At 69.3% G+C, this 22,890-nt stretch carries 21 protein-coding genes; 11 read left to right on the top strand and 10 right to left on the bottom strand.

Features of this window, described 5'->3' with window-relative positions:
* Window positions 1-84: 84 nt before the first annotated feature.
* Complete coding sequence (locus tag MWN33_RS07390) at window positions 85-738, bottom strand: GNAT family N-acetyltransferase (protein ID WP_247199857.1); 654 nt, start codon at window positions 736-738, stop codon at window positions 85-87.
* 178 nt (window positions 739-916) lie between these two features.
* On the bottom strand, window positions 917-1,747 hold the full coding sequence (locus tag MWN33_RS07385) for a trypsin-like peptidase domain-containing protein (protein WP_247199856.1): 831 nt from the start codon (window positions 1,745-1,747) through the stop codon (window positions 917-919).
* Between the two features lie 290 nt (window positions 1,748-2,037).
* On the opposite strand from MWN33_RS07385, the gene zapE reads away from it, so the two are divergent.
* The 5 genes from zapE (at window position 2,038) to odhB (ending at window position 9,800) form a co-directional block, all read left to right on the top strand.
* On the top strand, window positions 2,038-3,258 hold the full coding sequence (gene zapE, locus MWN33_RS07380; protein WP_247199855.1) for a cell division protein ZapE: 1,221 nt from the start codon (window positions 2,038-2,040) through the stop codon (window positions 3,256-3,258).
* A gap of 71 nt (window positions 3,259-3,329) precedes the next feature.
* A complete protein-coding gene (locus MWN33_RS07375) occupies window positions 3,330-4,046 on the top strand; it encodes a DUF1003 domain-containing protein (protein ID WP_247199854.1) in 717 nt (238 codons plus the stop codon).
* A gap of 158 nt (window positions 4,047-4,204) precedes the next feature.
* A complete protein-coding gene (gene mdh / locus MWN33_RS07370; RefSeq protein WP_247199853.1) occupies window positions 4,205-5,170 on the top strand; it encodes a malate dehydrogenase in 966 nt (321 codons plus the stop codon).
* A 329-nt stretch (window positions 5,171-5,499) separates the two neighbouring features.
* Window positions 5,500-8,481, top strand: coding sequence for a 2-oxoglutarate dehydrogenase E1 component (locus MWN33_RS07365; protein ID WP_247199852.1), 2,982 nt, complete (start codon window positions 5,500-5,502; stop codon window positions 8,479-8,481).
* Window positions 8,482-8,543: 62 nt separating this feature from the next.
* Window positions 8,544-9,800: a 2-oxoglutarate dehydrogenase complex dihydrolipoyllysine-residue succinyltransferase gene (gene odhB / locus MWN33_RS07360; protein ID WP_247199851.1), complete on the top strand. Its 1,257-nt coding sequence runs from the start codon at window positions 8,544-8,546 to the stop codon at window positions 9,798-9,800.
* A 198-nt stretch (window positions 9,801-9,998) separates the two neighbouring features.
* Here odhB and MWN33_RS07355 read toward each other — a convergent pair whose 3' ends face one another.
* Window positions 9,999-11,666 carry an L-lactate permease gene (locus MWN33_RS07355; protein WP_247199850.1) on the bottom strand — a complete coding sequence of 556 codons (1,668 nt, stop codon included), beginning with the start codon at window positions 11,664-11,666 and terminating at the stop codon, window positions 9,999-10,001.
* 279 nt (window positions 11,667-11,945) lie between these two features.
* On the opposite strand from MWN33_RS07355, the gene lpdA reads away from it, so the two are divergent.
* Window positions 11,946-13,346 (top strand): dihydrolipoyl dehydrogenase, encoded by a 1,401-nt coding sequence (gene lpdA, locus MWN33_RS07350; RefSeq protein WP_247199849.1) that lies wholly within the window; start codon window positions 11,946-11,948, stop codon window positions 13,344-13,346.
* A gap of 207 nt (window positions 13,347-13,553) precedes the next feature.
* Here lpdA and MWN33_RS19025 read toward each other — a convergent pair whose 3' ends face one another.
* The 3 genes from MWN33_RS19025 to MWN33_RS07340 form a co-directional block, all read right to left on the bottom strand.
* Window positions 13,554-13,682: a hypothetical protein gene (locus MWN33_RS19025; RefSeq protein WP_281493684.1), complete on the bottom strand. Its 129-nt coding sequence runs from the start codon at window positions 13,680-13,682 to the stop codon at window positions 13,554-13,556.
* Between the two features lie 114 nt (window positions 13,683-13,796).
* Window positions 13,797-14,213 (bottom strand): VOC family protein, encoded by a 417-nt coding sequence (locus tag MWN33_RS07345; RefSeq protein WP_425531985.1) that lies wholly within the window; start codon window positions 14,211-14,213, stop codon window positions 13,797-13,799.
* A 28-nt stretch (window positions 14,214-14,241) separates the two neighbouring features.
* Complete coding sequence (locus MWN33_RS07340) at window positions 14,242-15,234, bottom strand: tyrosine recombinase XerC (RefSeq protein ID WP_247199847.1); 993 nt, start codon at window positions 15,232-15,234, stop codon at window positions 14,242-14,244.
* Between the two features lie 180 nt (window positions 15,235-15,414).
* Here MWN33_RS07340 and MWN33_RS07335 point away from each other — a divergent pair, with 180 nt between their 5' ends.
* The gene (locus tag MWN33_RS07335; protein WP_247200327.1) at window positions 15,415-17,631 is read left to right on the top strand and encodes a primosomal protein N'; all 2,217 of its coding nucleotides are present in this window, start codon (window positions 15,415-15,417) and stop codon (window positions 17,629-17,631) included.
* Window position 17,632: 1 nt separating this feature from the next.
* Here MWN33_RS07335 and MWN33_RS07330 read toward each other — a convergent pair whose 3' ends face one another.
* Window positions 17,633-18,115, bottom strand: a complete 483-nt coding sequence (locus tag MWN33_RS07330; protein ID WP_247199846.1) for a hypothetical protein — start codon at window positions 18,113-18,115, stop codon at window positions 17,633-17,635.
* A 279-nt stretch (window positions 18,116-18,394) separates the two neighbouring features.
* Here MWN33_RS07330 and MWN33_RS07325 point away from each other — a divergent pair, with 279 nt between their 5' ends.
* The 4 genes from MWN33_RS07325 to MWN33_RS07310 all read left to right on the top strand — a co-directional run bounded on the left by MWN33_RS07325 (window position 18,395) and on the right by MWN33_RS07310 (window position 20,598).
* Window positions 18,395-18,550, top strand: a complete 156-nt coding sequence (locus tag MWN33_RS07325; RefSeq protein WP_247199845.1) for a DUF5993 family protein — start codon at window positions 18,395-18,397, stop codon at window positions 18,548-18,550.
* 275 nt (window positions 18,551-18,825) lie between these two features.
* On the top strand, window positions 18,826-19,149 hold the full coding sequence (locus tag MWN33_RS07320; RefSeq protein WP_247199844.1) for a hypothetical protein: 324 nt from the start codon (window positions 18,826-18,828) through the stop codon (window positions 19,147-19,149).
* Window positions 19,150-19,355: 206 nt separating this feature from the next.
* Entirely contained in the window at window positions 19,356-19,649 is a 294-nt protein-coding gene (locus MWN33_RS07315) for a hypothetical protein (RefSeq protein ID WP_247199843.1), read from the top strand.
* A 4-nt stretch (window positions 19,650-19,653) separates the two neighbouring features.
* Window positions 19,654-20,598, top strand: a complete 945-nt coding sequence (locus MWN33_RS07310; protein ID WP_247199842.1) for an AEC family transporter — start codon at window positions 19,654-19,656, stop codon at window positions 20,596-20,598.
* Here MWN33_RS07310 and MWN33_RS07305 read toward each other — a convergent pair.
* From MWN33_RS07305 to gluQRS, 3 genes are read right to left on the bottom strand one after another with little or no spacing between them, the layout of a single operon-like run.
* The gene (locus MWN33_RS07305) at window positions 20,595-21,260 is read right to left on the bottom strand and encodes a DUF2161 domain-containing phosphodiesterase (RefSeq protein ID WP_247200326.1); all 666 of its coding nucleotides are present in this window, start codon (window positions 21,258-21,260) and stop codon (window positions 20,595-20,597) included. The genes MWN33_RS07310 and MWN33_RS07305 overlap by 4 nt on opposite strands.
* A 5-nt stretch (window positions 21,261-21,265) precedes the next feature.
* Complete coding sequence (locus tag MWN33_RS07300; RefSeq protein ID WP_247199841.1) at window positions 21,266-21,958, bottom strand: spermidine synthase; 693 nt, start codon at window positions 21,956-21,958, stop codon at window positions 21,266-21,268.
* A gap of 54 nt (window positions 21,959-22,012) precedes the next feature.
* On the bottom strand, window positions 22,013-22,876 hold the full coding sequence (gene gluQRS / locus MWN33_RS07295; protein ID WP_247199840.1) for a tRNA glutamyl-Q(34) synthetase GluQRS: 864 nt from the start codon (window positions 22,874-22,876) through the stop codon (window positions 22,013-22,015).
* Window positions 22,877-22,890: the final 14 nt, after the last annotated feature.

Raw genomic sequence — 22,890 nt, 5'->3', positions numbered from 1 at the left:
CAAACGCCCTTCCTGTCTCGTGCCCGATAAAGGCCAAGTCAAGGCGTCCCGACCGAGGCGTGGGGCGCCAATGGCGGCGCGGCATCAGTTCCCGCGCAGGTTCGGCGGCAGCATCCGCTCCTGCATGTCGAAGGCGGAGGAGAACACGGCGAAGACATCGCCGAGGAACTCGCGCGCCTGCGAGAAGGGCGTCGCGCGCGGGGCGCGCATGCGGCCGACCACCTCCTCGTCGTCGAGCTTCAGCTCGGCGGCGCTGTGCACGGCGAGGTTCTTCATCGGGCCATTATTCGGCAGGAACACGACCTGCAATTCCTCGATGCCGCGATTCTGCGCCAGCAGCACGAGATGGCGCATCAGCGCCGAGCCGACGCCCCTGCCCTGCCATGGCCTTTCCACGCTGAAGGCGGCTTCGGCGGCGGCGGGCTTGCCGGGGCGCGGGTTGAGCGGGTGCAGCTCGGCCACCGCGCGCAGCTCGCCATCGACGAAATAGCCGAGCGCGCTCACCTCGTTCGAGACGACGCGGGTGGCGTGACGCGACAGCGCGCTGTCGGACACGACGCCGCCGAAGCGCATGAAGCGGCTCAGCGGATCGAGCCGCAGCAGATGATCGAGAATGAGCTGGCGCTCGGCGGGGATGAGCTTGCGGATGTGGCCTTCCAGCCGCTCATGCGCAGGATGCGCGGCGGGGGCGGAAGAAGCGGTCTCCTCGCGAACGGAGGCACTCGCGGTCGTGTTCATGGCGCAGGCCTGATATGGGGCCGCCTGAATTATTGCGGCGCAGCATAACTATGCGCACCGCACAACAATACAACTCACGCGCCTGCATGGCTCACATGCGACGCAAGCGAGCCAGCATCGAGACTACGCCGCATTCGGACGCCGGCCAATGCGTATCCGCACGCAGGCGCGCCTGCCCTCAGGGCGCGACGCTCGCCGAGCGGTTGCGACCCACCACCTCGTCGATCGCCTCGCGCAGCGTGCCCTCGGCGGTGACACCGAAATTGTAGTGGCTCATCGAATAGGGACCGGCCTTGCCGGGATGCGCCGAGCGGAAGCCGACATAGACGCCGACGAACGCACCCTCGGGCGTCAGCAGCCCGGCGCCAGAAACGCCGCCCTCGGCGTCGCAGTCGAGCGCGACCTCGCGCAGGCCGCTCGGCGCCCGCGCGGTGACCTGGCGGGCACGGCAGCTCTGCAGCGAGAAGGCCTCGACGCCGCCGGACTTGGCCGCCGCGCCGAGCACGATGTCGGAGGGTACGGCGATGGACCTCGCCGGCATGTAGGGCTTGGCGCCGATGACCGCGCCGGCGAGCGGCACCACCGCCCAGTCCTTCACCGCCGGCTCGTTATAGGGCTCGCGGGCACCGCACACGACGCCCTCGACGTCGATCGGCACCACCTGCCGGCGGCCGCCGGCATCGATCTGGAAGGTGCAGCCGCCGCCGTCGCCGCGCGGCTTGCCGCCGGGAGCGAAGAGCACATGGGCTGCCGTGACCAGCACGTTGCTGGCGCCGACGAGTTGGCCGGTGCCGACGGCCGAGCCGCAGCGCACCAGCCCGGTCGCCCCGAAGCGGGCGTTCACCACGGAGAGCGGCAGGCCGTTGACGCGGGCAAAGTCGGCGCGGGAGAGGCGATCGTCCTGGTCGATCACCACCGCCGAGGGCGGCAGGTCACGCGCCGCAACGTTCTTGCGCTCCTGCGCGGCGGCCGGACCGGTGATATGGCAGAGCGCGAGACCCGCAAGCACGAGAGCGGCAACCGCCAGCGCCGGACCGCCACTGACGCCCTTGTGAACGCACCGCACCCGCATAAGCTGCCCGCCTCGCCTCGTGAGAGAGGGTGAACAGTGCGTGGACAACCGTGACGCCGTCAAGGCAAGAGGGGCGCAACGCGATGGCGCCGCCTTCGGTTCCCGCAGAGCTGTCATGCGTAAAGCACAATCCGGCGAGGCGGCGCGGCGCCCGTTTACCTTCCCGGCTTGCTGATGCGGCTCGGCGGGTCTAAGCGTGCGCTGCAAAAAAGCGGGGATGGCCCGACATGACGGATACGGTCACGGCAGAGGCCGGCGGCTCGGTGCTGGCGGCACGCTATGTCGCCCGCATGGCGGTCGGCGACATCCTGCCCGATCCCGGCCAGGCCAAGGTGGTCGCGGCCCTGGCGCGGCTGGAGCAGCGCATCGCCTCGCGGCGCCTCGCCCGCAAGACCTCGGCGCTCGGCTGGCTGTTCGCCAAGCGCGAGGACGCCATACCCAAGGTGCGCGGCCTCTACATCCACGGCTCGGTCGGCCGCGGCAAGACCATGCTGGTCGACCTGTTCTATGAGAGCGTAGCGGTGCGCAAGCGCAAGCGGCGCGCCCATTTCCACGAGTTCATGGCCGACGTGCACGCCCGAATCTTCCAGGTGCGCGCCGACATGAAGCAGGGCCGCGTGAGGGATGGCGACCCCATCGCCCTCGTCGCCGCCGCGCTCTACGAGGAAGCCTGGCTGCTGTGCTTCGACGAGTTCCACGTCACCGACATCGCGGACGCGATGATTCTCGGCCGGCTGTTCGAGAAGCTGTTCGACCTCGGCGTCGTCATCGTCGCCACCTCCAACGTGGCGCCGCAGGACCTCTATGAGGGCGGCCTCAACCGCGCGCTGTTCCTGCCCTTCATCGGCATGATCGAGCAGCACATGGAAGTGGTGCGCATCGAATCGCCGACCGACTACCGCATGGAGAAGCTCGGCGGCGCGCGCGTCTGGTACGTGCCCGCCGCCCACGAGACGATGGCCGACGTCGACCGCGAAATGGACAAGGTCTGGCACCGCGTCGCCGGCACGGATGGCGGCGCGCCGGCAAGCCTCGCCTCCGGCGGGCGCGAACTGCGGGTGCCGCGCGCCGGCGGCGGCGCGGCGCGCTTCTCCTTCCACGATCTGTGCGGCGTGCCGCTCGGCGCCTCGGACTATCTGCGCCTCGCCCGCGCCTACCACACGCTGGTCATCGACCACATTCCCGTGCTCGACCAGGACACGCGCAACGAGGCCAAGCGCTTCATCACGCTGATCGACGAGTTGTACGAGAAGGGCGTGAAGCTGGTCGCCTCGGCGCCGGCCGAGCCGGAAAAGCTCTATCTCGGCACGGAGGGCGCGGAAGCCTTCGAATGGGCGCGCACCGTCTCGCGCCTGCACGAAATGCGCTCGGACGACTATCTTGCGCGTCCGCACGGTCGCGGCGACTCGCAGGCCAGTGGAAACACGACCGGCCTCGTGGAAACCTGACGGCGGGGCTTGATCGTGAGGCGGCCGGGCGCACATCTCGACGGTAACAGCTTCCCACGGACCGTTCCGTCATGAGAACACATCACCACAGGTCCGACACGCCGCCCCATGTCTGCGCGCTCACGGGGCATGTCCTCGCCCCGCGCGGCGGGATCCGGCTGGACATGATCCGCCCCGCACTTGCCGACCATATACGCGCGCTGCATCCCGACATCGCGGCGGACGCCTACATCTCGCGCGCGGCGCTGGCCAAGGAGCGCGCCGCCTTCATCGCCGCCACCCTGCAGGCCGAGCGCGGCGACCTCAGCCGGCTCGACCACGACGTCATCGACAGCCTCGCCGCCAACGACATACTGACCGAGAATATCGAGGAGGCGATCCAGAGCGAGCGCACCTTCGGTGAGCGCGCCGCCGACGTCATCGCCTCCTTCGGCGGCAGCTGGACCTTCATCATCTCCTTCATGGTGTTCATCTCGGTCTGGATGGCGCTGAACGTGGCGGGCGCGCTCGGCGCCTTCGACCCCTACCCGTTCATCCTGCTGAACCTCGTGCTGTCCTGCATCGCTGCCCTTCAAGCCCCCGTCATCATGATGAGTCAGAAACGGCAGGAGGCGAAGGACCGGCTGCGCTCGGAGAACGACTACCGCATCAACCTCAAGGCGGAACTGGAGATCCGCCACCTGCACGAGAAGATCGACCACATGCTCACCCGGCAATGGGAACGCCTCGCCGAGATACAGGCGATCCAGATCGAGCTTATGGAAGATCTCGCGCAGCGTCGGCGGTAACGCATCCGGTATTTCGTATACCAAAACAAATGTTCGAAAGTCGTAGCCGGGCGCCGATAAGCTGACCGGCCCCCGGCTTGAACCACACGTCGATAAGGTTTATCGGAACCCCGCGCGGCGGACCGCCGCACCCTCCCCTCGGAAAGTCAGGAAATCTCATGGCTCGCGCAAAGATTGCACTGATCGGGGCAGGCCAGATCGGCGGTACTCTCGCCCTTCTCGCCGGCCTCAAGGAACTCGGCGACGTCGTTATGTTCGATGTCGCGGAAGGTATTCCTCAGGGCAAGAGCCTCGACATTGCCGAAGCGGCCCCGGTTCTCGGCTTCGACGCCAAGCTGGTGGGCACCAATGGCTATGAAGCCATCGAAGGCGCGGATGTGGTGATCGTCACCGCCGGCGTGCCGCGCAAGCCGGGCATGAGCCGTTCCGACCTCCTCGACATCAACCTCAAGGTCATGCAGCAGGTCGGCGCGGGCATCGCCAAATTCGCCCCCGACGCCTTCGTGATCTGCGTCACCAACCCGCTCGATGCCATGGTGTGGGCGCTTCAGAAGGCCTCCGGCCTGCCGACCCACAAGGTCGTCGGCATGGCCGGCGTGCTGGACTCGGCCCGCTTCCGCTTCTTCCTCGCCGACGAGTTCGATGTCTCGGTCGAGGACGTCACCGCCTTCGTGCTCGGCGGCCATGGCGACGACATGGTGCCGCTGGTGCGCTATTCCGGCGTCGCCGGCATCCCGCTGCCCGACCTCGTGAAGATGGGCTGGACGAGCCAGGAGAAGGTCGACGCCATCGTCGAGCGCACCCGCAAGGGCGGCGGCGAGATCGTCAACCTGCTGAAGACCGGCTCGGCCTTCTACGCCCCGGCGGCCTCGGCCATCGAGATGGCGACCTCCTATCTCAGGGACAAGAAGCGCCTGCTGCCGGCCGCCGCCTTCCTCTCCGGCCAGTACGGGCAGAACGACCTCTATCTCGGCGTTCCCGTGATCATCGGCGCCAACGGTGTCGAGAAGATCGTCGAGATCGCGCTCGACGGCGCCGAGCAGGCCATGCTCGACAAGTCGGTCGCCTCGGTGAAGGAGCTCGTCGCCGAGTGCCAGAAGATCGCCCCCGATCTCGGCAAGTGAGCGTCGCGTGAACCTCGTTTGTGTCCGCGCGTCCGGCAAGGTCGCGCGGACGTGATGGACTGAAGAGCCGGACGACGGCGGCGGGACCCTCCCGCCGCTGGAAGGTCCGGCCAGTGGTGCCGATATTGCTTGATTGCCGGCGATGCATTTTCGCATCGTTGCGCCGCATTCCTGCGGCATTCCTGACGTGAATACGGGACGTATATACAAGCCTACCGACTTTCGCTCCGCCCACCGGAGCACCGCAAGACAGCCCGATGACAGTCTCATGGGCAATCTTCGGCACGAAAGCACGCCAACGGACCGAACCGGTCCCCCAGGAGCCGACGATGTCGCGCGCGGACTTGAACGAGACCTTCCTCAACACCTCCTTCCTCTACGGCGCCAATGCGGCCTGGATCGAAGACCTCTACGCCCGCTACGAGGCCGACCCGTCCTCCGTCGACGCGGAATGGCAGGCCTTCTTCGCCGGCCTGAAGGACGCGCCGGCGGATGTGGAGAAGAGCGCGCGCGGCGCCTCGTGGAAGCAGCCCGGCTGGCCGATCCACGCCAACGGCGAACTTGTCTCGGCGCTCGACGGCCACTGGATCGAGGTGGAGAAGGCGGTCGGCGACAAGCTCAAGGCCAAGGCGGCCGAGAAGGCGCAGAAGGCCGGCGTCGAGCTGACCTCCGCCGATGTGCAGCAGGCCACCCGCGATTCCGTCAAGGCGCTGATGATGATCCGCGCCTACCGCATGCGCGGCCACCTGCACGCCAAGCTCGACCCGCTGGGTCTTGAGCCGGTGCGCGCGGCGCCCGAGCTCGACCCCGCTTCCTACGGCTTCCGCGAAGCCGACCTCGACCGGCCGATCTTCATCGACCACGTGCTCGGCATGGAGTTCGCCACCGTCCGCCAGATGGTCGCCATCCTGCAGCGCACCTATTGCAACACGCTGGGCGTCGAGTTCATGCACATCTCCTCGCCCGAGGAGAAGGCGTGGATCCAGGAGCGCATCGAGGGTCCGGACAAGGAGATCAGCTTCACCCGCGAGGGCAAGCGCGCCATCCTCAACAAGCTGGTGGAGGCCGAGGGCTTCGAGAAGTTCCTCGATGTACGCTACACCGGCACCAAGCGCTTCGGCCTCGACGGCGGCGAGAGCCTGATCCCCGCGCTCGAACAGATCATCAAGCGCGGCGGCAATCTCGGCGTGAAGGAGATCGTGCTGGGCATGGCCCATCGCGGCCGCCTCAACGTGCTTACGCAGGTGATGGGCAAGCCGCACCGCGCGTTGTTCCACGAGTTCAAGGGCGGCTCCTGGGCTCCCGACGAGGTGGAAGGCTCCGGCGACGTGAAGTACCACCTCGGCGCCTCGTCGGACCGCGAGTTCGACGGCAACCAGGTGCACCTGTCGCTCACCGCCAACCCCTCGCATCTCGAAATCGTCGACCCCGTCGTGCTCGGCAAGGCGCGCGCCAAGCAGGACCTGCTGCGCGACGCCGATCGCACGCAGGTGATGCCGCTGCTGCTGCACGGCGACGCCGCCTTTGCCGGCCAGGGCGTGGTGGCCGAGTGCCTCGGCCTCTCCGGCCTGAAGGGCCACCGCACCGGCGGCTCGATCCATTTCATCATCAACAATCAGATCGGCTTCACCACCTATCCCGGCAATTCGCGCTCCTCGCCCTACCCGTCGGACGTCGCCAAGACCATCGAGGCGCCGATCTTCCACGTGAACGGCGACGACCCGGAAGCCGTGACCTTCGCGGCGAAGATCGCCACCGAGTTCCGCCAGCGCTTCCGCAAGCCGGTGGTGGTGGACATGTTCTGCTACCGCCGCTTCGGCCACAATGAGGGCGACGAGCCGGCCTTCACCCAGCCCTTGATGTACAAGCTCATCAAGCAGCACCCGACGACGCTGGAGATCTACGGCCGCAAGCTGGAGGCCGAGGGCGTCATCGAGACGGGCGAGCTCGACCGCATGCGGGCCGACTGGCGCGCCCGGCTCGACATCGAATACGAGGCAGGCCAGGCCTACAAGCCGAACAAGGCCGACTGGCTGGACGGCCGCTGGGCCGGCCTGAAGGCGGCAGCGGATGCCGACGACCCGCGCCGCGGCAATACCGGCGTCGAGCTCGACACGCTGCGCGAGATCGGCCGGCGCATCACCTCGGTGCCGGAAGGCTTCCACCTCCACCGCACCATCCAGCGCTTCCTCGATGCCCGCCGCAAGGCGATCCTCGATGACGGCGCCGGCATCGACTGGTCCACGGCGGAGGCGCTGGCTTTCTCGTCACTCCTCGTCGACGGCCATCCGGTGCGCCTGTCCGGCCAGGACAGCGAGCGCGGCACCTTCTCCCAGCGCCATTCGGTGCTGATCGACCAGGAGAATGAGGAGCGCTATACCCCGTTCAACCATGTGCGCGAGGGGCAGGCGCAGTACGAGGTCATCAACTCGATGCTCTCGGAAGAGGCCGTGCTCGGCTTCGAATACGGCTACTCGCTCTCCGAGCCCAACGCGCTGACCATGTGGGAAGCCCAGTTCGGCGACTTCGCCAACGGCGCGCAGGTGATCTTCGACCAGTTCCTGTCGTCGGGCGAGCGCAAGTGGCTGCGCATGTCCGGTCTCGTCTGCCTGCTGCCGCACGGCTATGAGGGCCAGGGCCCCGAGCACTCCTCGGCCCGTCTCGAGCGCTATCTGCAGATGTGCGCCGAGGACAACATGCAGGTCGCCAACCTGACGACGCCGGCGAACTACTTCCACGCGCTGCGCCGCCAGCTCAACCGCGACTTCCGCAAGCCGCTGATCCTGATGACGCCGAAGAGCCTGCTGCGCCACAAGCGCGCCGTCTCCACGCTCGCCGAGTTCGGCCCGCAGACCACGTTCCATCGCGTGCTGTGGGACGATGCCGACCGCAACTTCAGCGCCGCCCTGCCGGCCGAGGCGGTGAAGCTGAAGGAGGATGGCGAGATCCGCCGCGTCGTGCTGTGCTCGGGCAAGGTCTATTACGACCTCTATGAGGAGCGCGAGCGCCGCGGCATCGACGACATCTACCTCCTGCGCGTCGAGCAGCTCTTCCCCTTCCCGCTCAAGACGCTGGCGCAGGAGATCGGCCGCTTCAAGCAGGCCGAGATCGTCTGGTGCCAGGAAGAGCCGAAGAACCAGGGCGGCTGGGCCTTCGTCCAGCCCTATCTGGAATGGGTGCTCGAACAGGCCGGCTCGGCCTCGGCGCGTCCGCGCTATACCGGCCGTCCGGCCTCGGCCGCCACGGCGACCGGCCTGATGTCCAAGCATCTCGCTCAGCTCAAGTCCTTCCTTCAGGACGCGCTGGGCTGACCATTCACGAGACGAGGGAGCACCGGCCGCTCCGGGCCGGCAAAAGGCGAGGAAAGACGAGCATGGCCACCGAGATCCGCGTTCCGACGCTGGGCGAATCGGTCACCGAGGCAACCATCGGCAAGTGGTTCAAGAAGGCGGGCGAGGCGGTCGCCGCCGACGAGCCCATCGTCGAGCTGGAGACCGACAAGGTCACGATCGAGGTGCCCGCGCCGGCGGCCGGCGTGCTCTCCGAGATCGTCGCCAAGGATGGCGAGACGGTCGGCGTCGGTGCCCTGCTCGGCTCGATCGGCGAAGGCGCGGCCGGCGCCAAGGCGGCGCCCGCGCCGGCACCCGCCGCCGCTCCGGCTCCGGCCCCCGCGCCGGCTGCCGCTCCTGCCGCTGCGGCTCCGGCCAAGTCGGAAGCCCCGGCAGCGGCGCCTACGGGCACCAATGGCCCGGCAGTCGCCAAGCTCGCCGCCGAGAGCGGCATCAACCCGTCCCTCCTCGCCGGCTCCGGCAAGGACGGCCGCGTGACCAAGGGCGACATGCTCGCCGCCATTGCCACCGGCTCCACCGCCCCGGCGGCGGCTCCCGCCGCGCCGGTCGCCGCCCGCGCGCCGTCGAACGCGGACGACGCCTCGCGCGAAGAGCGCGTGAAGATGACCAAGCTGCGCCAGACCATCGCCCGCCGGCTGAAGGACGCGCAGAACACCGCCGCAATGCTCACCACCTTCAACGACGTCGACATGTCGGCGGTGATGAGCCTGCGCGCGCAGTACAAGGACGTGTTCGAGAAGAAGCACGGCGTGAAGCTGGGCTTCATGGGCTTCTTCACCAAGGCGGTGATCCAGGCCCTCAAGGACGTGCCCGAGGTCAATGCCGAGATCGACGGCACCGACCTGGTCTACAAGAACTATTACCACATCGGCATCGCCGTCGGCACCGACAAGGGCCTTGTGGTCCCGGTGGTGCGCGACGCCGACGAACTCTCCATCGCCGGCATCGAGAAGGCGATCTCCGGTCTCGGCCGCAAGGCGCGCGACGGCAAGCTCGGCATCGAGGACCTGCAGGGCGGCACCTTCACCATCACCAATGGCGGCATCTACGGTTCGCTGATGTCGACCCCGATCCTCAACGCGCCGCAGTCCGGCATTCTCGGTATGCACCGCATCGAGGAGCGCCCGGTCGTGGTGAAGGGCCAGGTGGTGGTGCGCCCGATGATGTATCTGGCGCTGAGCTACGATCACCGCATCGTCGACGGCAAGGGTGCCGTGACCTTCCTCGTGCGCGTCAAGGAAGCGCTGGAAGACCCGACCCGGCTGGTCCTCGATCTCTGACGTCCCCCGATGACCCTCATCCCGGACGGCCGCAGGCCGATCCGGGATCGCAGGCAGCATGGCGAGCGATCCCGGCTCTACGCTGCGCGGAGCCTGCCCCTGGGGTTGCCAACGGCAAGACCCGAGGGGCCGGGATGACGATAAACAAACAGAAGCCCCCGCGACCGGCCGGTCGCGGGGGCTTCTTCGTTCATGGCCTCACGGATGGATGACCATCAGCGTGAAGGGGTGGACATAGGCCTGCAGCATCACGAGGCCGCCGACGAGGCAGGCCAGCACGATGGAGTGCCAGAACACGAAGCGCAGGATCGTACCTTCGTGGCCGAACCACCCGGTGGCGGTGGAGGCGACGACGATGGACTGCGCGTCGATCATCTTGCCCATGACGCCGCCCGAGGAGTTCGCCGCGCCCATGAGGATGGGCGACAGGCCGAGTTGCTCTGAGGTGATCTTCTGCAGGCCGCCGAACAGCACGTTCGATGCGGTGTCCGATCCCGTCAGCGCCACGCCGAGCCAGCCGAGCAGCGTGCCGAAGAAGGGGTAGAGCACGCCGGTCGCCGCGAAGGCGAGCCCGAGCGTGGCGTCGAGGCCGGAGAAGCGCGTCAGCGTGCCGATGGCGAGCATCGCCGCGATGGTGGCGAGCGAGGCGCGCAGCAGCCAGATGGTGCGGCCATATTCCTGGATCAGCCGCCAGGGCGAGAAGCGGATCACCGCGCCGTAGATGAGCGCCGCGATCAGCATCGCCGTGCCGGTGTAGGACAGGTAGGTGAAGGAGAAGATCGCGCTCTCCGTCGCCGGCTGCGCCACGACCGGGGGCACCTTCTGCACCATCTTGTGCAGGCCATCGACCGTGTAGTTCCAGGTGAAGATCGGGTTCACCAGGTTCTTGAACCAACCCGAGCCCCAGATCAGCAGCAGCACGCAGACGATGATCCACGGCAGCAGCGCGCTCCACATCTCGGGGCGGGTCGGCTTCACCGGCGGCTCGGTGGAGGGCGGCGGCATGGTGCTTGCCGACTCGTCCTTCGAGCGCAGCGCCGGCGACAGCCAGAGCTGCTTGGGCTTCCATACCCTCAGGAACAGGATCAGCGCCGCCATCGAGATCAGCGAAGCGCCGATGTCGACGATCCACGGGTTGATGAAGTTCGAGATGACGAATTGCGGGATGGCGAAGGAGAGCGCGCAGACGAGGATCGCCGGCCACACCGCCAGCATGCCGCGGAAGCCGGCGAAGGCCCACACCACCCAGAACGGCACGAGCAGCGAGAAGAAGGGAAGCTGCCGGCCGACCATGGCGCCGAGCAGATAGGGGTCGAGCCCGGTCACGCTCGCGAGGCCGACGATCGGGGTGCCCAGGGCGCCATAGGCGACGGGGGCGGTGTTGGCGATCAGCGACAGGCCGGACGCCGCCAGCGGCGAGAAGCCGAGCCCCATAAGAATGGCGCCGGTGACGGCGACGGGCGTGCCGAAGCCCGATGCACCCTCGAAGAAGGCGCCGAAGGAGAAGGCGATGAGCAGGAGCTGCAGGCGCCGGTCCGGCGTCACGCCGCCGATGGCCTGTTCGAGAATCTTGAACCGCCCCGTCGCCACGGTGAGGCGGTAAAGGAATATGACGTTGAGGACGATCCAGCCGATCGGGAACAGGCCGGTGACGATGCCGAGGATCGAGGCGCGGATGGCCAGCCCCGCAGGCATCGTGAACACGGCGACCGAGATCAGAATGGCCACGACAAGCGCCGTTACCGCCGCCAGATGGGCCTTCATCTTGCCCGACGCGATCAGAACCAGAAGCAGAACAACCGGTACCGCCGCCGCCAGCGTCGACAATACCATGTTATTCAGAGGGTCGTATACTTGACTCCACATTGCGGAACCTTCCCCTAGGTAATGTAATTATTGTTGTTCTATTAGGGTGCCTGAACGCAATAAAGTTGCAACTTAGACTAAAGTCGCACACGAATATTACGCAACGTCAACCTCCGCCAAAAGCGTGTGTCTGGTCCGCCCTGAGCGCACGTGACTTCCGGGCAGGCGGCATGTAGTTTCCCCGCGCGCCCAAGAGGCTCCACCGCCTGACTATTCCCGCGGCGCCTTGTTCCGCGCAGGCATTCCCGGCAGGCACTCCATCCCAACGAGAAGATGAGCATGTCCTACGACCTGATCGTCATCGGCACCGGCCCCGGCGGCTATGTGTGCGCCATCCGCGCGGCCCAGCTCGGCCTCAAGGTCGCGGTGGTCGAGAAGCGCGCCACCTTCGGCGGCACCTGCCTCAACATCGGCTGCATCCCGTCCAAGGCGCTGCTGCACGCCTCCCACCTGTTCGAGGAGGCCGCGCACAATTTCGCCAAGCTCGGCATCGTGGTCGACACGCCCAAGCTCGACCACGCCGCCTTCCTTGCCTTCAAGGACAAGGCGGTCGAGGGCAACACCAAGGGCGTCGACTTCCTCATCAAGAAGAACAAGATCACCCCCTATCGCGGCACGGCCACCATCACCGCCCCCGGCAAGGTCGAGGTCAAGGCGGAGGACGGCTCGGTGCAGACCGTCGAGGCCACCGCCATCGTCATCGCCACCGGCTCGGACGTGGCGAAGCTGCCGGGCGTCGAGATCGACGAGGCGCGCGTCGTCTCCTCCACCGGCGCCATCGCGCTGGACAAGGTGCCGGGCAAGCTCGTCGTGGTGGGCGCCGGCGTCATCGGGCTGGAGCTCGGCAGCGTGTGGCGCCGCCTGGGTGCGCAGGTGACGGTGGTCGAGTTCCTCGACCGCATCCTGCCGGGCATGGACCTCGACGTGGCGAAGTCCTTCCAGCGCATTCTCGAAAAGCAGGGCATCGCCTTCAAGCTCGGCTCGAAGGTGACGGGCGTCGACACCAAGGGCAAGGTCTCGAAGGTCACGGTCGAGCCCGCCGCCGGCGGCGAGGCGCAGGCGATCGAGGCCGACGTGGTGCTCGTCGCCATCGGCCGCGTGCCCTACACGGAAGGGCTGGGGCTGGAGGCGCTCGGCGTCGAGACCGACAAGCGCGGCCGCGTCGTCACCGACCATTATTTCCGCACGAACGTGCCCGGCATCTTCGCCATCGGCGACGCCATCGCCGGCCCGATGCTGGCCCACAAGGCCGAGGACGAGGGCGTGGCGCTGGCCGAGCTGCTGGCCGGCCAGGCGGGCCATGTGAACTACGACGTCATTCCGGCGGTGGTCTACACCTCGCCGGAGGTCGCCTCCGTCGGCAAGACCGAGGAAGAGCTGAAGCAGGCCGGCATCGCCTACAAGGTCGGCAAGTTCCCCTTCCTCGCCAATGGCCGCGCCAAGGCGAATGACGAGACCGACGGCTTCGTGAAGGTGCTGGCGGACGAGGCCACCGACCGCGTGCTCGGCGTCCACATCATCGGCGTCGAGGCTGGCGAGCTGATCCACGAGGCGGCGGTGCTGATGGAGTTCGGCGGCTCGTCCGAGGACCTCGCCCGCACCTGCCATGCCCACCCGACCCGCTCGGAAGCGGTGAAGGAAGCCGCCATGGCAGTGGAGAAGCGCGCCATCCACATGTGAGGCGGATACGGCGGATACGCTGATTAGCCGTCATGGCCGGGCTTGACCCGGCCATCCATGCCTTCTGCTGTAAAGCCGGTGAAGTCGTGGATGCCCGGCTCAAGGCCGGGCATGACGTCGCGTTGAATGGCCGGGTTCGGTCTTTCAAACACGAACGGCCCGGAGTCACCTCCGGGCCGTCGGCATTTTCAGGGGAAGCACCGGGGCTCAGGAGCCCTTGGTGTCGGTCGGCGCGGGCTTGGCCGCCGCATGGCCGGGCGAGCAGTCCGCGAGCGCGGTGCCCGCCACGGCGGTGGTGAAGGCAAGGGCGCACAGAGCGGTTACGAGACGCTTCATGGTAGGGTCTCCTCTGGAGATGTTGCCGATGGGGAAAGTCTCCCCCAGCGCCGCGCCGATGAAAAGACCGGCAACGGCACCTTGGTGCCGCCAACCGCCCGAATAACGGGCATCTCACGCATCCGTGTAGGTCACGGCCTCGATCTTCCAGCCGTCGGGATCGAACAGGAAGGCCGCGTAATAGCCCTCGCCGTAATGCGGGCGCAGGCCCGGAGGGCCGCCGTCGCGCCCGCCGGCCGCGAGCCCGGCCTCGTGGAACGCCTGCACCGCCAGCCGGGTCGGCGCCATGAAGCACAGATGGAAGCCGGGCACCGGCACGATGGATTCGGCCCGGTGCTGGATCCAGAACGGCGCCGCGCCGGGCACGCCTTCCGGCGAGGGCAGCGTGCCCTCCGGCCCCCAGCAGGCCGATTCGCCCTCCGCCTCGGCGTGCGAGGAGACACGCACGAAGCCGAGCGGCGCCAGCACCGCGTCGTAGAAGGCGAGCGAGCGCGCATAATCGGAGACGCCGAGCGACATGTGCTCGATCATCGGCTGAACGGGCGTCATTGCCTCCTCCTCATTTCGCGGTGGCGCGGGGATGGGCCGATTTCCACGCCGCCATCAGCGCCGCCGAATCCACCGCCGCATAGATCTGCGTGGTGGAAAGCGAGGCGTGGCCGAGAAGTTCCTGGATCGAGCGCAGGTCGCCGCCCCGACCCAGCAGATGGGTGGCGAAGGAATGGCGCAGCGCGTGCGGCGTCGCGCTGTCCGGCAGGCCGAGCGCGCCGCGCATGCGCTCCACCGCGAGCTGCACGATGCGCGGGGAGAGCGGCCCGCCCTTGGCGCCGCGAAACAGGGGACCGGTGGGTTCCAGATCATAGGGGCAGGCGCGCGCATAGGCGTCGATCATCTCGATCACCTGCCGAAGCACCGGCACCATGCGCGTCTTGCCGCCCTTGCCGTGCACGAGGATCTGGTCGCCGCGCCCGGGCTCGGGCATGTCGCGGCGCATGAGGCCCAGCGCCTCGGAGATGCGCAGGCCCGAGCCGTAGAGCAGCGCCAGCACCGCCGCGTCACGGGAAAGGATCCACGGCTCGCGTTCGTCGCCCGCCCGCGTCGCCGGGTCGGCCAGCGCGCGTGCATCGCCCGGCGAGAGCGGGCGCGGCAGGGTGCGGGCGATGCGGGGCGCGCGCACGGCGGAAAGCGCGCCGACCTTGCCCAGCCCCTCGCGTTCCAGATGCCGGGCGAAGGAGCGCGCGGCGGCGAGGAAGCGCATCTGCGTGCGCGCCTCGATGCCCTCGGCGCGGCGGGCGGCGATCACCGCCCGCACGTCGCGCGGATGCAGCCCGTCGAGATCGGCGAGGGTCGGCCGATGGCCCAGATGCTGCGCCAGCGTCCCAAGAAAGGTCGCGACGTCGCGCGCATAGGCCTCGCGCGTCTTCGGCGACAGCCGGCGCTCATGGCCGAGCCGGGCCAGCCAGCCCGAAAGCGCGGCCGCGACCTCCGGCTCCGCGCCGGCGAGCAGCCCCCGCTCGGCCCGCGCCGCCTTCTGCGCATCGGTGCTCGCCATGCGGCCCTCCGTATTGGGGCCATGGTAGAGGAGTCATTGTTAAAATTCGTCATCCCGGAATTGCCGCAGGCAATATCCGGGATCGTTGCCAGAATGGAGAGCGATCCCGGCTCCGTGCTGCGCGTCGGCCGGGATGATGAGCCGGCGACGCTCGCTGCTGCGATGCGCTATGAAGACGCCATGCCGAGCCCCGACGCCGCCGATTCCCCCTCCCTCTTCGCCGCCCCGGTGCGCGTCGTCGACGTGCTGCTGCCGGTCGCGGTAGGCTCGGCCTATTCCTACCGCGTGCCGGAGGGCATGGAGGTGGCGGTGGGCGACATCGTGGTGGTGCCGCTCGCCACCCGCAACATGCTCGGCTGCGTCTGGCCGCGCGCGCAGAACGCCAGGGCGGTTGATCCCGGCAAGCTGAAGACGATCCAGCGCCGCTACGACGTCGCCCCGCTCCGCCCGGAGATGATCGCCTTCATCGAATGGATCGCCGAATACACGGTGACGCCGCCCGGCATGGTGCTGCGCCTCGCGCTCCGCCATGACGAGAGCGCCGGCATCGCCCGCGAGCGCACCGGCGTGCGGCTGACCGATCGCCGCCCCGAACGCGCGACACCGGCGCGCCGGCGGGTGATCGAGGCACTCGCCGACGGCTTCGTCCGCGCCAAGGCGGACGCCGCGCGCGAGGCCGGCGTCTCGCCCTCGGTGGTCGACGGCCTCGTCGACGACGGCGTGCTGGAGACCGTCGTGCTGCCGCCCGAGCCCGCGGCCGAGGCGCCCGACCCCGACCATTCCACGCCGGAACTGCTGCCGGCGCAGGCCGAGGTCGCCGCCCGGCTGGTCGAAGCGGTGGAGGCGCGCGCCTTCCAGCCCTTCCTGATCGACGGCGTGACCGGATCGGGCAAGACGGAGGCCTATTTCGAGGCGGTGGCGCAGGCCATCCGGCAGGGGCGGCAGACGCTGATCCTGATGCCGGAGATCGCGCTCACACAGGCCTTTCTCGACCGCTTCGCCCGCCGCTTCGGCGTGCGCCCGGCGGAGTGGCATTCCGCCGTGTCGACAAAGCGGCGCGGGCGCATCTTCCGGGGCGTCGCCTCGGGCGAGGTCAGCGTGGTGGCGGGCGCGCGCTCGGCGCTGTTCCTGCCGTTCCGCGAACTGGGCTTGGTCATCGTCGACGAGGAACACGACGGCGCCTACAAGCAGGAGGACGGCGTCCACTACCACGCCCGGGACATGGCGGTCGTGCGCGCGCGACTGGAGGGCGCCGCCATCGCGCTGGTCTCCGCCACCCCCTCGCTGGAGACGGAAGTGAACGCGCGTCGCGGGCGCTACCGCCGCCTGCATCTTCCCGAGCGTTTCGCCGGCACCAAGGTGCCGCGCCTTGAGCCCATCGACCTGCGCCGCGAGGGGCCGCCGCGCGGCCAGTGGATCGCCCCGCGCCTCGCGCAGGAGGTGGAGCGCACCATCGAGGCCGGCGGGCAGGCGCTGCTCTTCCTCAACCGGCGCGGCTACGCCCCGCTCACCCTGTGCCGCGCCTGCGGCCACCGCATCAAATGCCCCTCCTGTTCGAGTTGGCTGGTCGAGCACCGCTTCCGCCGCCGGCTCGAATGCCACCAGTGCGGCTACGCCACGCCGGTGCCGGAGGCCTGCCCGAACTGCCACGAGCCGCATTCGCTGATCCCCTGCGGACCCGGCGTCGAGCGGCTGCACGAGGAGGTGGCCAAGCTGATGCCGACCGCCCGGCTGCAGGTGCTCTCAAGCGATCTCGCCGGCGGGGTGGAGCGGCTGCGCGCCGAGCTGAAGGCCATCGAGGAGGGCGAGGTCGACGTCATCGTCGGCACCCAGCTCGTCGCCAAGGGGCATAATTTCCCCGGCCTTGCGCTGGTCGGGGTGATCGACGCCGATGTCGGGCTGGGGCACGGCGACCCGCGCGCGGCCGAGCGTACCTTCCAGCTCCTGCATCAGGTGGCCGGCCGCGCCGGGCGGCACAATGTCGAAGGCCGGGCTTTTCTCCAGACCTACATGCCCGAACATCCGGTGATGCAGGCGCTGGTCGAGGGCGACCGTGACGCCTTCTACGACCGCGAGATCGCCATTCGCGAGGAGGCGCACCTGCCGCCCTTCGCCCGCTTCTGCGCGCTCATCGTCTCGGGCACGGACCCGCACGCGACGCAGGCGCATGCCCGCGCGCTCGCCGCCTGCTCGCCGATGACGCCGGCCGTGCGCGTGCTCGGTCCGGCCGAGGCGCCGCTGGCGCTGGTGCGCGGACGGCACCGCTACCGCCTGCTTGCCCGCTCGGAGCGCGGCTTCGACCTGTCGTCCTATGTGCGCGCCTGGATGGCCGGCGCACCTCGCGCGAGCGGCAGCCTGCGGGTCGAGATCGACATCGACCCGCAGAGCTTCCTCTAGTCTACGGCTTGGCGCAGATCAGAACCATCAGCGGCGCGCGCGAGGCATCGGCCGGCTTGGGCGCGAAATGCACCTCGCGTTCGCTGCGGATGGTCGTCTCGCCCTCATGCGGCGCGAGATAGGCGTTCACCACTACCTCGTCGGCTTCGCAGGTCATGTGGCAGCCTTCCGGCGAGAAGCACTCGCGGCGGGTATAGACCCGCACATTCGAGCTCGCGGCGGCCGCCGCGCCGGCGGCACCGTCCTGACCGGCGGGGCCGGCAGGGCCAGCGGGACCCGCCGGGCCGGCGGGGCCGGCGACGCCGGCATCGCCCTTGGGACCGGCCGGGCCGGCGGGGCCGGCAGGACCGGCCGCTCCAGCCGGGCCGGCGGGGCCGGTCTCGCCCTTGGGGCCGGCGGGGCCCGCCGGGCCGGGAGTGGGCTCGCCGCAGGAAGCGACGAGCAGCGCGGAAGCGAGCACAAGGCCCACGGAAAGCAACCTCATCGGATAGTCCCCGAACTGGATGAAAGGGTATCGTTCTTGGCGCTGTGAGCGGCCTTCCCCGGCCGCCGGCGACAGGGAGCGTGCCGCCCGGCATCCGCAGCGTCAACTGGGATTAACCATGCGATGCGACGTTCCTGCGACCGCACCCCGCCGGACGCGCCGCTTCGCGCCACCCCTCGCGTTGCACCCGTCGCGACTGCCGCAGTGCGTCATGACATTGCGGCGTGCACCTGCTTTGCTGCGGCGGTATCTTTTTCCGGCCCAGCGGAGCGCCCGGCCATGATGAGCCTTCCCTTCTTCGGCCTGTTCCTCGCGCTGGTCTTCGCCGGGGCGGGCCAGCGGACACTCGCCATCCTCGTCTGGCTGGTCTCCATCGGCGTGCTGCTGGCGCTGTTCCGCCTGCACGCCACCGATCCCCTCGACATCGTGCTGTGAGGGCGCCATGAGCCTGTCGACCGGCCACGCCTCCGGCCTCCTCACCCCGGCGCTGTCGCGCCAGCTCAACGCGCTCGGCCTCCTTGCTGTCTGCCGGGGGCCGAAGCGCACATTCAGCGCCAGCCCGACGCCGACCCCGACGAAGCCGGCGCGCGCGGTGCTGCTCTTCGCCTTCTACGACCAGATCGTCGGCGGCGACCTGCCCTGCCCGGCCGAGCCATTACGGCATCGCCATCGTCTCGGGCATTGCGGGCGGGGCGATCTCGGCGCGGCAGGTGCTGCTGCATATCGTGCCCGGAACCGGGACCTATGGCGACCCGTTCCTCGGCCTGCATTTCTACAGCTGGGCGCTGGCGCTGTTCATCGTCATCGTCGCCGGCTGTGCCGTGCTGCTGCTGTTCGACGGACAGTTCGAGCTGCCCGGCCGGCTTTACCGGCTCACGGGGCTGGCCCTGGTAGCGACGGTGCTGATCGCCCTGCTGGCACTCGGCAACGGCGTCTCCACCGTGCTCGAATGCGCCGGCGGCCTGTGCCCGGACAATCCGGAAGGCTATCTGCTGATCGACGGACCGGCGCGCGAAACCTCCCCCGCGCCGTAATCGTGCATGGCAGGGGCGCATGACAGCTCCGCATGCGCGCCATTGACGGGCGCGCGCGCGGCGCCTAGCTTCCCGGCCATGATGTGCGTGACGCATGAGAGCGGGCTCCCCCGCGCGGATCGGCGAATTCGCCGCCCGGCCGACATGATCGGCCGGGATTTCTGACGCGCGACCTTTTCCCGATCCTCCTGTCATCGGACACAGCCATGACCGCCGGCCTTTCCCGCCATCGCCTCGTCGTCGAGGCGGACGCCCATCCCAACCTCATGCTCCGCCTGCTCGAACCCTTCGCCGTCCACGACGTCCAGCCGACCCGCATCCGGCTCGACGGCCCGCCGGACGGCAAGGTGGACCCCGCCAATCTCGGCGACATGCGGGCGGAGATCGCTTTCGTCGCCTCCCATGAGCTCGCCGAGCGCCTGTGGGCGCGCATCGACGTGATGGTACCGGTGCGCACCTCCCACCTCGTGTCGAGCGCATCGGCCGAAGCGGCGGCCTGACGCCATGCTCGCCCAGCTCGGCGCCATCGCCCTCGTCGTGGCGCCGGTCTTCGGGCTCATCGGCCTCGGCTTCGTCGCCTCCCTGTCCGGCCATCTGCGCGAGCGCGCCGCCGAAGGCCTGTCCGAATATGTGTTCGGGCTGGCCGTGCCGGTGCTCATCTTCAAGACGCTGGCCGAGGCGCGGCTGCCTGAGGAAGGCCAGCCCTGGGGCTACTGGATCGCCTATTTCACCGGCGCCTTCCTCGTCTTCGCCATCGGCATGCTGGTGGCGAAGCGCGTCTTCAAGCGCGGCCACACCGAATCGGTGATCCAGGGCTTCACCTCGGGACAGGCCAACACGGTGTTCGTCGGCGTGCCGCTGATCCTTCAGGCCTTCGGGCCGGAGGGCGCGGTGCCGCTGTTCCTGCTCATCGCCATCCACCTGCCGATCATGATGGTGCTGGCGACCGTGCTGGCGGAAGGCGCGGCGGCCGGCATCTCGCTCGCCAGCCTGCGCCGGCTCGGGCGGATGCTGGCCTTCAACCCGATCCTGCTCGGCATCTATGCCGGCGGCATCGCCAAACTCGTCGGCTACGCGCCGGGCGGCGTGCTCAAGCAGACGCTGGACATGCTGGCCGCCTCCGCCGTGCCTTGCGCGCTGGTCTCGCTCGGCCTCGCCCTGCACCGCTATCCCATACGCGGCGACGTCGGCCCGGCTATCGTCATCTCGACGCTGAAGCTCGCGGTGCACCCGGCCATCGTCTACGCGCTGACGCGGGTGCTGCCGATGCCGCCGGTGTGGGCGGACGTCGCCGTGGTGTTCGCCGCCATGCCGTGCGGCATCAACGCCTATCTGCTGGCGCAGCGCTATCAGGCGGGCGTCGCCGCCTCGGCCAGCGCCGTCTCGCTGTCGACAGCGGCGAGCCTGTTCACCGTGACGATCTGGTTCCTGATCCTCGGGGTCAGTTAATCGGCCGACGGCGCGGGTTGCGGCCAGCGGGCGAGCGCCTCGTGCCCGGCGGGGGTCAGCGCATAGACGCCGCGCTCGGCGCGGACGAACCAGCCATAGACATTGTCGAGCAGGATCTTGCCGGCATCGGGCGCGGCGGCGCGCAGGTCGCGCGGGCGCATCGGGCCCGCCACCATGGCGGCGGCGCAGGCGAGCGCCTGCTGGCGATAGGCGGTCATGATCGGCACGCGCGAGCCGCCCCCGACCGCCGGATCGCCCAGCCGCCGCCGATGCTCGGCCACCAGCCGTGAGCGGCGGCGCGGGTCCTTGCGCGGCATCGGCGCATCGGGGGCGACGACGATGCTCACCTCGCCCTCCGGCGAAACGGCGAGCATGCCGAAGCCGAGCCGGCGGCACAGATTTCGGAAGCGCGAATCGCTCTCGCGCCCCTTGCCGCGCGCGGAGGCCCGCGCCGCCAGCCATACCTCGTCCCCCGCGCCGGCGCGGTCGACCGCCTGCAGCACCAGTTCGAGGTTGAAGCTGAGCTTCAGCTCGCCGATCACCACCAGCGGCGTCTCGTCGTCGGACAGCGCGACCAGATCGCAGCCGCCGATCTCCCCCTTCACGGAGAAGCCGCGCTCTTCGAGAAAGCGCTTGATCGGCAGATAGAGCGAGGTTTCCAGCGCCTTTACTCCTGCGGCGCCCGGCGGTCCGGCCTGACGGCCAGCCAGATCACATGCCGCGCCCCGCTCTTGCCATGGGCGCGCACCCGCGCCTCCTCCACCGCGAAGCCGGCGTGGCGCAGGCGCCGGGTGAAGCCGTCATCGGGTGCCGAAGACCACACCGCCAGCACGCCGCCGGGGCGCAGGGCCGCGCGCGCGGCGCCGAGCCCGGCGGGGCTGTAGAGCCCGTCATTGGCGGCGCGCGTCAGCCCGCCCGGCCCGTTGTCGACGTCGAGCAATATGGCGTCGTAGCCCGCCCGGCCGGCACGGATCGCCTCGGCGACGTCGCCCTCGTGCAGGCTGACGCGGGGATCGTCGAGGCTGCCCGCGAACAGTTCCGCCATCGGCCCGCGCGCCCAGGCGATCACCGCGGGCACCAGCTCGGCCACCACGATGCGCGCCTCGGGCCCGACCTCACCGAGCGCGGCGCGCAAGGTGAAGCCCATGCCGAGCCCGCCGATCAGCAGGCGCGGTGCCGGGTGCCCGGCGAGGCGCGCGCAGGAAAGCGTGGCAAGCGCCTGCTCGGAGCCGCTCAGGCGGCTGTTCATCAGCTCGGTCGCCCCGGCCATGATGGAGAATTCGGCACCCCGCCGCTTGAGGCGCAGTTCGCCGGCCCCTCCGGGCACGGGCGCGGTGTCGAGCAGGATCCAGGGAATCATCGGGCATCCCGTTGGTAAATTGCCCTTCTCGGTAGCCCCGATCGCGGGCGCGCGCTACAGCCCGGCGCGCCTGCGCACCTCGTCCGGCGTGACGCCCGCAGAGCGCAGGGCGGCGAGGCTTTCCGAGCCGATGGATTTCGACAGCTTGTGGCCCTCCGCATCCAGCAGCAGGGAATGATGGGTGTAGAGCGGCGCCGGCAGGCCGAGCAGCACCTGCAGCAACCGGTGCACCGAGGTCGCCGCCTTCAAGTCCGCCCCGCGCACCACATGGGTAACGCCCTGGAGCGCGTCGTCGACGACGACGGCGAGATGGTAGGAGGTCGGCACCTCCTTGCGGGCGATCACCACGTCGCCCCAGGCGAGCGGATCGGCGGCGACGCTCTCGCCCTCGCCCCCTTCCGCCGGCACCTCGCACCAGCCGAGCGGGCCCGCGAAACGCGCCGCCCGCGCCATGTCCAGCCGCAGCGCATAGGGTTCGCCCGCCTGACGCCGCGCCGTGCGCTCCGCCTCAGTCATGGCCGAACGGGGAAAGGGAGAAAGCAGTGCCCCGTCCGGGTCGCGCGGTGCATCCGGCCGGCCCGCCAGCGCGCGGCGTATGTCGCCCCGGCTCTCGAAGCTGGCATAGACGAGGCCCATCGCCTCCAGCCGCGCCAGGGCCGATGCGTAGTCGGCGAAATGTTCGGACTGGCGCCGCACCGGGTGCTCCCAATCGAGGCCGAGCCAGGCGAGGTCGTCGAGGATCGCCGCCTCGTATTCCGGCCGGCAGCGCGCGGCGTCGATATCCTCGATGCGCAGCAGCAGCCGCCCGCCGGCCGCATTCGCCATATCGGCGTTCAGCAGCGCCGAGCGGGCGTGGCCGAGATGCAGGAGCCCGTTCGGGCTCGGCGCGAAGCGGAAGGTGGGGCGGGCGGCGGACATGCGCCTAGAGAGAC

Origin of the sequence: Ancylobacter koreensis (assembly GCF_023016525.1) — a bacterium.
Lineage (GTDB): Bacteria > Pseudomonadota > Alphaproteobacteria > Rhizobiales > Xanthobacteraceae > Ancylobacter > Ancylobacter koreensis.
This window is presented reverse-complemented; position numbering and strand designations above follow the sequence as displayed.

Coding starts and splice junctions, on each gene's coding strand:
- mdh (WP_247199853.1), top strand. CDS start 4,205: ATGGCTCGCGCAAAGATTGCACTGATCGGGGCAGGCCAGATCGGCGGT.
- MWN33_RS07340 (WP_247199847.1), bottom strand. CDS start 15,234: ATGGCGAGCACCGATGCGCAGAAGGCGGCGCGGGCCGAGCGGGGGCTG.
- MWN33_RS07335 (WP_247200327.1), top strand. CDS start 15,415: ATGCCGAGCCCCGACGCCGCCGATTCCCCCTCCCTCTTCGCCGCCCCG.
- MWN33_RS07355 (WP_247199850.1), bottom strand. CDS start 11,666: ATGTGGAGTCAAGTATACGACCCTCTGAATAACATGGTATTGTCGACG.
- MWN33_RS07330 (WP_247199846.1), bottom strand. CDS start 18,115: ATGAGGTTGCTTTCCGTGGGCCTTGTGCTCGCTTCCGCGCTGCTCGTC.
- gluQRS (WP_247199840.1), bottom strand. CDS start 22,876: ATGTCCGCCGCCCGCCCCACCTTCCGCTTCGCGCCGAGCCCGAACGGG.
- MWN33_RS07365 (WP_247199852.1), top strand. CDS start 5,500: ATGTCGCGCGCGGACTTGAACGAGACCTTCCTCAACACCTCCTTCCTC.
- MWN33_RS07310 (WP_247199842.1), top strand. CDS start 19,654: ATGCTCGCCCAGCTCGGCGCCATCGCCCTCGTCGTGGCGCCGGTCTTC.
- odhB (WP_247199851.1), top strand. CDS start 8,544: ATGGCCACCGAGATCCGCGTTCCGACGCTGGGCGAATCGGTCACCGAG.
- MWN33_RS07375 (WP_247199854.1), top strand. CDS start 3,330: ATGAGAACACATCACCACAGGTCCGACACGCCGCCCCATGTCTGCGCG.
- lpdA (WP_247199849.1), top strand. CDS start 11,946: ATGTCCTACGACCTGATCGTCATCGGCACCGGCCCCGGCGGCTATGTG.
- MWN33_RS19025 (WP_281493684.1), bottom strand. CDS start 13,682: ATGAAGCGTCTCGTAACCGCTCTGTGCGCCCTTGCCTTCACCACCGCC.
- MWN33_RS07315 (WP_247199843.1), top strand. CDS start 19,356: ATGACCGCCGGCCTTTCCCGCCATCGCCTCGTCGTCGAGGCGGACGCC.
- zapE (WP_247199855.1), top strand. CDS start 2,038: ATGACGGATACGGTCACGGCAGAGGCCGGCGGCTCGGTGCTGGCGGCA.
- MWN33_RS07300 (WP_247199841.1), bottom strand. CDS start 21,958: ATGATTCCCTGGATCCTGCTCGACACCGCGCCCGTGCCCGGAGGGGCC.
- MWN33_RS07390 (WP_247199857.1), bottom strand. CDS start 738: ATGAACACGACCGCGAGTGCCTCCGTTCGCGAGGAGACCGCTTCTTCC.
- MWN33_RS07345 (WP_425531985.1), bottom strand. CDS start 14,213: ATGATCGAGCACATGTCGCTCGGCGTCTCCGATTATGCGCGCTCGCTC.
- MWN33_RS07325 (WP_247199845.1), top strand. CDS start 18,395: ATGATGAGCCTTCCCTTCTTCGGCCTGTTCCTCGCGCTGGTCTTCGCC.